Source organism: Streptomyces solincola, assembly GCF_002982015.1.
GTDB lineage: Bacteria > Actinomycetota > Actinomycetes > Streptomycetales > Streptomycetaceae > Streptomyces > Streptomyces solincola.
Genome location: NZ_PVLV01000588.1, coordinates 1 through 9914, shown reverse-complemented (window position 1 = coordinate 9914; position 9914 = coordinate 1). Strand labels below are relative to the sequence as shown.

The window sequence follows — 9914 nt, the reverse complement described above, 5'->3', positions numbered from 1 at the left end:
TTCCAGGCCGGGGCGGCCCAGGCCCCCGGGGTGGGCGTCGGGGTCGGGTCCGGGGTGCCGCCGCCGGGCTCGACGACGGTGGTGCCGCGGCCCAGGTCACCGGCGAGCGCGTAGCTCGTGCCGCCGATGTTCACCGTCCAGTTCCACGGGGTGGAGACGGGCAGGTAGTAGTTGAAGGAGAGGTCGACCGAGGCGCCGGGGGCCAGCGACTGCCAGGCCGGCAGCTTCAGCGAGACCCGGTGGAAGTCGCCCTTCAGGCCGCCGATGTTGGAGCCGGTGTGGTCGCTGGAGATCACCTTGGTGCCGAAGCCGGACTGGTCCGAGGCGTTGCCCGGGGCGGAGGTGGAGTAGTCGAACTGGAACTCCGTGCCGCCGGGCAGGGCCGTCTTGGTGTTGTTGGTGATCTTCACCTTGGGGGTGATCGGGTAGTTGGAGTCGCCCAGCTTGAACTCGCCGAACTCCACGCCGACGTTGACCGCCTTGGTGGGCAGCGCCCTGTTGGAGACCTTGGCGCCGTAGGCCGGGGCCGCCTTGAACTTGTCGTACATCAGGGAGGTCAGGGTCGAGCCGGGCTCGTACTGGCCCTTGGCCGCGTTCCAGCCGTAGTCGCCGGCCAGCTCCCAGATCATGGTGCCGCCGATGCCCTTGTCCACCACGTAGTCGGCCTTGCGGGCCACCGACTGCTCGTCCTCGGTGGACAGGAAGGTGCGCGTCTGGGCGTTCCACAGCCAGGGCGCGACCAGCGTGGAGTCGTACTTGCGGGCGTAGGAGCCGGTGAGCTTGGTGCCGGCGCCGAAGCCGTAGGCCGGGAGGTAGTCGCCGAGGACGCCCTTCTCCAGGTTCTTGGCGTGCCACATCGGGTTGGAGCCGGCGGGCGACTCCTTGCCGTTGTCGTCCTTGTCGTGCCAGAGGTTGTCGATGCCGCTGGCGCCGTCACCGCACTTGGTCAGCCCCGAGCCGGCCGGGCAGGTGCTCGCGACCGCCTTCCCCCAGAGTCCGTCGGTGCCGCCCTGCACGTTCTTGTGGCCGCGGGTGTAGTAGGGCAGGCCGATGTTGATCCGGCCGGCCGGCATCGAGCCGCGGAAGTAGTGGTACGCCCAGTCGGTGTTCAGGTAGCCGATGCCGCCGTACTGCTGGCTGCCGTACACGTTGGCGGCGGCCAGCTCGGCGTCCTTGCCGTCGTCGAACAGCGAGGCGTTCGGGCCGACGTACTCGTTCCAGGCGCCGTGCAGGTCGTAGGACATGATGTTGACGTAGTCCAGGTACTTCTGGACCTGGAAGGTCTCCATGCCGCGCAGCAGGTAGCCGGAGGAGGGGGCCGCCACGGTGAGCATGTAGTGCTTGCCGTCGGCCGCGCCGGCCCGGTCCAGCTTCTCGCGCAGGCTCTTCATCAGCGCCGCGTAGCCCTTGACCAGGCCGCCCCGGCGGGCGTTGGAGATGGCGAAGTCGGCCGGGTGCCCGGCGTCCTTCATCGAGGTCGGGTACTCGTAGTCGATGTCGACGCCGTTGAAGCCGTACTTCTTGATGAAGGCGACGGCCGAGTCGGCGAAGGTGTCGATGCCGGGCTGGTTGACCGAGCCGTCGGCGTTGGTGGCCATGGTGTAGAAGCCGCCGGAGCCGACCCGCTTGCCGTCCGCGCCGAAGTAGCCGCCCGTCTCGGCCCAGCCGCCGACCGAGATGAGCGTCTTCACCTCGGGGTGCTGCTTCTTGTACTTGTTCAGCAGGTTGAAGTGGCCCTTGTAGGGCAGCGCCGGGTCCATCTCCGCGCCCGCCACGCCCGGCCAGGTCATCCCGGTGGCCGCGTTGTCGGGGCCGTCCGCGCCGACCGAGAGCCTGTTGGCCGAGTCGACGTGGCCGAAGGCGTAGTTGAGGTGGGTGACCTTGCCCCAGGGGATGTCCTTGGCGAGGTAGGCGGGGGTGCCGTCCTTGCCGGTGCGCCAGCCGGTGAAGTAGCCGATGACGCGGCGCTGGTGGTCCGCGCCCATCTTCTCGCGGCCCTCGGTGTCGTACACCGAGCAGTACGGGACGTCGACGCCGGGCGTCTTGTACAGCCCGTCGGGTCGACAGGACTCCTGGTCGGCGGCCTGGGAGACGCCGCCGGAGAGCATGCCGAGCAGCAGCCCGGCGACGGCGGCGCCGGATGCCAGCACGGTGGCTCTGGCACGGGTGGGGGACAGCACGGGGATCCTCCTGGGGCAGTCAGGGGGGCACACGACGGGGATGTGCGGGAAGCACACGGAAGGGAGGTACGGAAGGTGCGTGGCGCTGGTCGGCCGCGGTGTGCGCACACCGGGTGGCCGGATTCTCCATGGAGGTGAGCCGAGGTTAAGAGGACTAGACCAAGGGGTCAATAGGTCTGGACCAATAGCGGCAACGAGAATTTCTTCCGCCGTGCTGTGACGCAGGACACGTGAACCGCCCGGCGCGCCGGTGACCGTCCGTGGCACACTGGCCCTGTATCAGCAGCAGCGCACTCCGGGGTCGGTGCAATTCCGAACCGGCGGTTACAGTCCGCGACCCGGCCGCAGCCAGTGGCCGGTTGACCAGGTGAAACTCCTGGACCGACGGTGAAAGTCCGGATGGGAGGCAGTGCGCGGCGGGTGACCCTGTCCAGGGGTGCGCCGGCCGTATGTCCGCTGGTCACCGCATACGCCGGTGGCCCGCGCCTCGGCCGATCGGCGTCCCCTGTGTGCGGTGGTCCTCCGCTCTCTGTCGTCATTCGACAGGCCCCGGAGTCCGCGCCCCGACAGGCGAGGAGGACCCGGTGCCCACCGCAGCCGACACCGCCGCCATGCGCCGCGCCATCGCGCTCGCCACCCGCGGCCTCGGCTCCACCAGCCCCAACCCCGTCGTCGGCTGCGTCGTCCTCGACGCCGCGGGCGAGACGGCCGGCGAAGGCTGGCACCAGCGCGCCGGCGGCCCGCACGCCGAGGTGCACGCCCTGCGCGCGGCCGGCGAGCGGGCCCGCGGCGGCACCGCGTACGTCACCCTCGAACCCTGCAACCACACCGGCCGCACCGGACCCTGCGCCCGCGCCCTGCTCGACGCCGGGATCGCCCGCGTGGTCTACGCCGTCGGCGACCCGAACCCGCAGGCCACCGGCGGGGCGGACACCCTGCGCGCGGCCGGCGTCCAGGTCGAGGGCGGACTGCTCGCCGAGGAGGCCGAGGCGGGCAACACCGCCTGGCTGACCTCCGTACGCCTCGGCCGGCCGCACGTCACCTGGAAGTACGCCGCCACCCTGGACGGCCGCACCGCCGCCGCCGACGGCACCAGCCGCTGGATCAGCTCCGCCGAGGCCCGCGCCGACGTCCACCGGCTGCGCGCCGAGGCCGACGCCGTCCTGGCCGGCTCGGGCACCCTGCGCGCCGACGACCCGCACCTCGCGGTCCGCGGCGTCGAAGGCGCCGTCCAGCCGCTGCGGGTCGTGCTCGACGCCGCCGCCGGCATCCGGCCCACCGCCCGGGTGCTCGACGACGCCGCCCCCACCCTGCTGGTCGCCGGCGAGGACGCCGACACCCGCCACCTGCCCGGCGGCGTCGACGTGCTCCGACTGCCGCTGCACGACGGCCGGTTCGGCGTCCACGACCTGCTCACCGCCCTGCACGCGCGCGCGGTCCGCTCGGTGCTGCTGGAAGGCGGAGCCACCCTCGCCGGCGCGTTCGCCGCCGCCGGCGCGATCGACCGGGTTGTCGGCTACCTCGCGCCGGTCCTGCTCGGCGCCGGACCGGCCGCCCTCGCCGACGCCGGAATCACCACCATCACCGAGGCGTTGCGCCTCGACGTCACCGAAGTCGTCCGCATCGGTACCGACCTGCGGATCACCGCCAAGCCGAAGGAGCGCTGAGCGTGTTCACCGGAATCGTCGAAGAGCTGGGCGAGGTCACCGCCGTGGACGACCTCGGGGACTCCTGCCGCTTCCGCCTGCGCGGCCCGGTCGTCACCGAGGGGGCCCGGCACGGCGACTCCATCGCCGTCAACGGCGTCTGCCTCACCGTGGTCGACACCGAGGGCGGCGAGTTCACCGCCGACGTGATGGCCGAGACCCTCAAGCGCTCCAGCCTCGGCGCGCTCGCCCCGGGCTCCCGGGTCAACCTGGAGCGGCCGATGGCCGTCGGCGGACGGCTCGGCGGCCACATCGTGCAGGGCCACGTCGACGGCACCGGCGCGATCCTGGCCCGCACCCCCTCCGAGCACTGGGAGATCGTCAAGGTCTCCCTGCCGCCCAAGCTGGCCCGCTACGTCGTCGAGAAGGGCTCCATCACGGTGGACGGCGTCAGCCTCACCGTCGTGGACGCCGGACCCGACTACTTCACCATCAGCCTCATCCCCACCACCCTGGCGCTCACCACCCTGGGCGTGAAGCAGCCCGGCGACCCGGTCAACCTGGAGGTCGACGTGATCGCCAAGTACGTCGAACGGCTGATGGGAACCGCGAAGGACGCCCCCGCCGCCCCGACCGGCGCCTCGGCGGCCGCCGAAGCGCTCGCCGACCGCCCCGCCGGCCCCGAGGGGACGCCGCGGTGAACTGGCTCAACGCGGTCGCCTTCACCGCCTTCGACCAGCCGATCAAATGGGCCGACATGATCGGCAACATCATCGGCCTGGCCGCCCTGGCACTCGGCTGGCGGCGCTCAGTGTGGACCTGGCCCGCCCAGTTCCTCGCCGGCCTCATCCTCTTCGCCGCCTTCGCCACCTCCCACCTCACCGGCAGCGCCGGCAAGCAGGTCGTGGTCATGCTCGTCGCCGCCTGGGGCTGGTGGCAGTGGACCCGCGGCCGCGCCCAGGCCCAGGACGGCTCGCTCGCCGTGCGCTTCGCCGGCTGGCGCGAGCGCGCCCTGATGGCCGGCGGCGCCGTGCTCGGCACCCTCGCCGTCGGCGGCCTGTTCACCGCCTTCCCGCACCTGTCCTGGGACCCGTGGCCCGACGCGTACATCTTCGTCGGCACCCTGGTCGCCATGTACGCCCAGGCCCGCGGCATGGTCGAGTTCTGGTTCGCCTGGCTGCTGGTCGACCTCGTCGGCGTCCCGCTGAACTTCGCCAACGGCTTCGCCTTCTCCGGCTTCGTCTACGTCATCTACGGCGCCCTGGTGCTGTGGGGCCTGCGCGACTGGTGGCTCCGCTCCCGCACGAACGCCGCCACCCTGGAAGGAGCGGGCGCATGAGCGCGCAGCACACGATCTGGGACACCGAGGACCTCTCCCTCGACCCCGTCGAGCAGGCCGTCCGCGACATCGCCGCCGGCCGGCCCATCGTGGTCGTCGACGACGAGGACCGGGAGAACGAGGGCGACCTCGTCATCGCCGCCGAGAAGGCCACCCCCGAGGTCGTCGCCTTCATGATGAGCGAGTGCCGCGGCCTCATCTGCGCCCCCATGGAGGGGGAGGAACTGGACCGCCTGCGTCTTCCGCAGATGGTCCAGGACAACACCGAGTCCATGAAGACCGCGTTCACCGTCTCGGTGGACGCCGGCCCCGCCTACGGCGTCACCACCGGCATCTCCGCCGCCGACCGGGCCACCACCCTCCAGCTGCTGGGCGGCGGGCGCGCCGAGCCCGGCGACCTGGTCCGCCCCGGGCACGTCTTCCCGCTGCGCGCCCGCCCCGGCGGCGTCCTCACCCGCCCCGGCCACACCGAGGCCGCCGTCGACCTCGCCCGGCTCGCCGGACTGCGCCCGGCCGGCGCCATCGTGGAGATCGCCGGCGAGGACGGCACCATGCTGCGGCTGCCCGAACTCGTCCCGTTCGCCCGCAAGCACGGCCTGACGATCATCTCCATCGAGGACCTGATCGCCTACCGCAGGAGCAACGAGCCCACCGTCCGCCGCGAGGCCGAGGTCCGCCTGCCCACCGCGCACGGTGACTTCACCGCCTACGGCTACCGCTCCACCGTCGACGGCGTCGAGCACATCGCCCTCGTCCACGGCGACCTGGGCGACGGCGAGGACGTCCTCGTCCGGATCCACTCCGAATGCCTCACCGGCGACGTCTTCCACTCGCTGCGCTGCGACTGCGGCCCCCAGCTCGACGCCTCCATGGAGCGGATCACCGCCGCCGGCCGCGGCGTCGTCGTCTACCTGCGCGGCCACGAGGGACGCGGCATCGGACTGCTGTCCAAGCTGCGCGCCTACGAACTCCAGGAACGCGGCCACGACACCCTCGACGCCAACCTGGAACTCGGCCTGCCCGCCGACGCCCGGGACTACGCGGCCGGCGCGCAGATGCTCGCCGACCTCGGCGTGCGCGGCCTGCGGCTGCTCACCAACAACCCCGACAAGGTCGAGGCCCTCACCCGGCACGGGCTGACCGTCACCGGCCGCGAGCCGATGCCCGTCCAGGCCGGCGAGCACAACATCCGCTACCTGCGCACCAAGCGCGACCGGATGGGCCACGACCTGCCCTGGCTGGACGCCACCGCCGCGTCCGCCTGCCACCCCCAGTAACCCACCATCCCCCCAGCACGAGGAGACACGTACGTGAGCGGCAAGGGCGCACCCGAACTGAGCGTGAAGAACTGCGGCGACCTGCGGGTGGCCGTGGTCGCCGCCCAGTGGCACGAGAAGATCATGGACGGCCTGGTGAACGGCGCCCTGCGCGCCCTGCACGAGCTGGGCATCGACGAGCCCACCGTGCTGCGCGTCCCCGGCAGCTTCGAACTGCCGGTCGTCGCCAAGGTCCTCGCCGGCCGAGGCTACGACGCGGTCGTCGCCCTCGGCGTCGTCATCCGCGGCGGCACCCCGCACTTCGAGTACGTGTGCCAGGGCGTCACCCAGGGCCTGGTCCAGGTCTCCGTCGACACCGGCGTACCCGTCGGCTTCGGCGTGCTGACCTGTGACGACGAGGCGCAGGCGCTGGACCGCGCCGGCCTTGAGGGCTCCGCCGAGGACAAGGGCCACGAGGCGGTCACCGCCGCCGTCGCCACCGCCACCACGCTGCGCACGGTCAGCGAACCCTGGCGCTGAGTGCCGGGCCCTGGCACCGGAGGCCGGGCGGGCACCCCGTACTCTGGTCCCATCATGGCGAACAGAATCCGTAAAAGCTTCGAAGAGCTCTTCGCCGAGCTGGAGCTCAAGGCCAAGACCGGCGACCCCGCCACCTCCCGCACCGCCGAACTGGTGGACAAGGGCGTCCATGCCATCGGCAAGAAGGTCGTCGAGGAGGCCGCCGAGGTCTGGATGGCCGCCGAGTACGAGGGCAAGGAAGCCGCCGCCGAGGAGATCTCGCAGCTGCTGTACCACGTCCAGGTGATGATGGTCGCGCGCGGGATCTCCCTCGACGACGTGTACGCCCACCTCTGAGCCGCACCGCAATCCCGCAGTCCGACCCCGAAAGAAGGAACCACCCCATGCTGCGCATCGCCGTCCCCAACAAGGGTTCACTGTCCGGACCTGCGTCGGCGATGCTCCATGAGGCCGGCTACCAGCAGCGCAAGGAGTCCAAGGAGCTCGTCCTGGTCGACCCGGTCAACGAGGTGGAGTTCTTCTACCTGCGCCCCCGGGACATCGCCATCTACGTCAGCTCCGGCAAGCTCGACATCGGCATCACCGGCCGCGACCTGCTGCTGGACTCCGGCGCCAACGCCGAGGAGATCCTCCAGCTCGGCTTCGCCCGCTCCACCTTCCGCTACGCCACCCGCCCCGGCACCGCCGCCGGCCCCGCCGACTTCGGCGGCATGACGATCGCCACCTCCTACGAGGGGATCGTCGCCAAGCACCTCGCCGACCAGGGCATCGACGCCTCCGTCGTCCACCTGGACGGCGCCGTGGAAACGGCCGTCGAACTGGGCGTCGCCCAGGTCATCGCGGACGTCGTGGAGACCGGCACCTCGCTGCGCAACGCCGGCCTGGAGGTGATCGGCGAGCCCATCCTGACCTCCGAGGCCGTCGTCATCCGGCGCACCGGCGCCCCCGACGACGACCCCAAGGTGCAGCAGTTCCTCCGCCGCCTCCAGGGCGTCCTGGTGGCCCGCTCGTACGTGATGATGGACTACGACTGCCGGGTCGAGCACCTGGAGCGGGCCGTCTCCCTCACCCCCGGCCTGGAGTCGCCCACCGTCTCCCCGCTGCACCACGAGGGCTGGGTCGCGGTCCGCGCCATGGTCCCCGCCCGCGAGGCCCAGCGGATCATGGACGACCTGTACGCGCTCGGCGCCCGGGCCATCCTGACCACCGAGATCCACGCCTGCCGCCTGTGACCCGGACCGCCGGCGGACCCACCCCGCCGGCGGCGCCCCGGCCCCGCACACCGGAAGAACCGGACGACGCCCTATGCCCGACCCCCGAGCCACCGCCCTCCCGGCCGTCTTCCGGCCGACCCGCACCCGAGCGGTGCTGCTGACCGCAGGCGCGGCGATGTTCGCCGTGATCACCCTGATCGCCCTCACCCTGGAGAAACTCGGCCCCGGCGAACGCGCCAGCTTCATCCTGGTCGCGGCCCTGTTCCTGGGTGTGCTGGTGCTGCTCTCCCGACCCAAGGTGGTCGCCGACGACACCGGCGTCACCGTGGTCAACCTGGTGCACACCCGCCGGCTCGCCTGGGCGGAGATCCTCCGGGTCAACCTCCGCGAGGGCGACCCCTGGGTCTTCCTCGACCTCAGCGACGGCACCAGCCTGCCCGCGCTCGGCATCCAGCCCGGCATCGGCCGCCGCCAGGCCATCCGCGACGCGACCGCGCTGCGCGCGCTCGCCGAGTCCCACGGCACCGGCCCCGACCGCGCCTGACGCACCCGCGGGACCCGCAGCGCGTGACCTGGCGGACTGGGGGCCGACGCCGGCCGAGCTCCGGCACGTGCTCCGACCCGGCGGCCGAGCGACCCGCGGCCCGACCCGGCCGGCCGGGAGGAGTTCCCCGACGCCTTCCGCGACCTGTCGACCCGCCCCTGCTTCCTGTTCTTCGTCGTCGACGCACCGCCGGCCGCCCGCCCCGCCGGCGGCCGCCGGGCTCAGTAGCCGGGCAGCCCCGGCATACCCGGGCCGGCGGCGGGTGGGTCCTCCGGGGCGCGCCGGACCGGGTTGCGTCCGGACAGCACCTCCCCGTACGCCTGCATCAGGTCCGGCAGCCGCAGCGTCGCCAGATCGTCCCGGGTCGGCTCGCCGCGGTAGCCGGTCAGCCGCAGGTCCCGGTACGCGCACGACTTCTCGTACAGGGTGCGCAGGAAACGCCCGTTGCCCAGCTCGTCGATCCAGCCCTGCTCCACCACATGGCCGCTGATCGACAGCAGTTCGTCGCGCGCCTCGGCGTCCCACCGGTCGTCGTTGGCGTCCGCCAGCACCTCCCCGATGGCGGTCAGCTCCAGCGGCCGGTACGAGGGGAAGTCCACCCGGGTGGTGAAGCGCGACGACAACCCGGGGTTGGCGGCCAGCAGCCGGTCCATGCCCTCCGGATAGCCGGCCAGGATCACCACCAGGCGGTCCCGGTTGTCCTCGGCCCGCTTCAGCAGCACCTGTAGCGCCTCGTCGCCGTACGCGTCGCCCTTGCTGTAGCCGGAGTTGGACAGCGCGTACGCCTCGTCCACGAACAGCACCCCGCCCAGGGCCGAGTCGATCAGCTCGTTGGCCTTCACCGCGGTCTGCCCCAGGAACTCGCCCACCAGGTCCGCCCGCTGGGCCTCCACCAGGTGGTCGCCGCCCAGCAGCCCGAGGGCGTAGAAGACCCGGCCCAGGATGCGGGCGACCGTGGTCTTCCCGGTGCCGGAGGGGCCGGAGAACACAAAGTGACGTTTCGGCGGCTGCACCGGAAGTCCGCGCTCCGCGCGCAGCCTGGCCATCTCCAACTGCGCGGAGACCGCCTTCACCTGGCGCTTGACCGGCTCCAGCCCGACCATCCGCTCCAGCTCGGCGAGCGCGTCGGCGAGCAGCTCGGGATCGGCGGCCCCACCGGGCGCGGCCGCCGCCCCGGACCCGAGCCGCACCCGCG

10 protein-coding genes and 1 riboswitch are annotated in these 9914 nt (G+C 72.3%); of the genes, 8 read left to right on the top strand and 2 right to left on the bottom strand.

The window, feature by feature from the left end:
* Positions 1-2180: chitinase C-terminal domain-containing protein (locus tag C6N75_RS27730; protein WP_105871612.1), on the bottom strand; the 2180-nt coding region annotated here is incomplete at its 3' end.
* 286 nt (positions 2181-2466) lie between these two features.
* A riboswitch (FMN riboswitch) is annotated at positions 2467-2597 on the top strand.
* Between the two features lie 167 nt (positions 2598-2764).
* Between C6N75_RS27730 and ribD the strand changes: the two genes are divergently transcribed.
* The 8 genes from ribD (at position 2765) to C6N75_RS27690 (ending at position 8719) form a co-directional block, all read left to right on the top strand.
* Positions 2765-3847 (top strand): bifunctional diaminohydroxyphosphoribosylaminopyrimidine deaminase/5-amino-6-(5-phosphoribosylamino)uracil reductase RibD, encoded by a 1083-nt coding sequence (ribD, locus tag C6N75_RS27725; protein WP_105871611.1) that lies wholly within the window; start codon positions 2765-2767, stop codon positions 3845-3847.
* A gap of 2 nt (positions 3848-3849) precedes the next feature.
* Positions 3850-4527, top strand: a complete 678-nt coding sequence (locus C6N75_RS27720; RefSeq protein WP_105871610.1) for a riboflavin synthase — start codon at positions 3850-3852, stop codon at positions 4525-4527.
* Positions 4524-5165: a nicotinamide mononucleotide transporter family protein gene (locus C6N75_RS27715; RefSeq protein WP_105871609.1), complete on the top strand. Its 642-nt coding sequence runs from the start codon at positions 4524-4526 to the stop codon at positions 5163-5165. Before C6N75_RS27720 ends, C6N75_RS27715 begins: the two co-directional genes overlap by 4 nt.
* Positions 5162-6442 carry a bifunctional 3,4-dihydroxy-2-butanone-4-phosphate synthase/GTP cyclohydrolase II gene (locus C6N75_RS27710; protein WP_105871608.1) on the top strand — a complete coding sequence of 427 codons (1281 nt, stop codon included), beginning with the start codon at positions 5162-5164 and terminating at the stop codon, positions 6440-6442. The genes C6N75_RS27715 and C6N75_RS27710 overlap by 4 nt, the downstream gene beginning before the upstream one ends.
* Positions 6443-6475: 33 nt before the next feature.
* Positions 6476-6961: a 6,7-dimethyl-8-ribityllumazine synthase gene (ribH, locus tag C6N75_RS27705; RefSeq protein ID WP_105871607.1), complete on the top strand. Its 486-nt coding sequence runs from the start codon at positions 6476-6478 to the stop codon at positions 6959-6961.
* Positions 6962-7015: 54 nt separating this feature from the next.
* Positions 7016-7297: a phosphoribosyl-ATP diphosphatase gene (locus C6N75_RS27700; RefSeq protein WP_105871606.1), complete on the top strand. Its 282-nt coding sequence runs from the start codon at positions 7016-7018 to the stop codon at positions 7295-7297.
* A gap of 47 nt (positions 7298-7344) precedes the next feature.
* Positions 7345-8193 (top strand): ATP phosphoribosyltransferase, encoded by an 849-nt coding sequence (gene hisG, locus C6N75_RS27695; RefSeq protein ID WP_105871605.1) that lies wholly within the window; start codon positions 7345-7347, stop codon positions 8191-8193.
* A 73-nt stretch (positions 8194-8266) separates the two neighbouring features.
* Complete coding sequence (locus C6N75_RS27690) at positions 8267-8719, top strand: PH domain-containing protein (protein WP_105871604.1); 453 nt, start codon at positions 8267-8269, stop codon at positions 8717-8719.
* 221 nt (positions 8720-8940) lie between these two features.
* On the opposite strand, the gene C6N75_RS27680 is transcribed toward C6N75_RS27690, so the two are convergent.
* On the bottom strand, positions 8941-9914 hold a 974-nt coding region (locus tag C6N75_RS27680), incomplete at its 5' end, for an AAA family ATPase (RefSeq protein ID WP_146132696.1).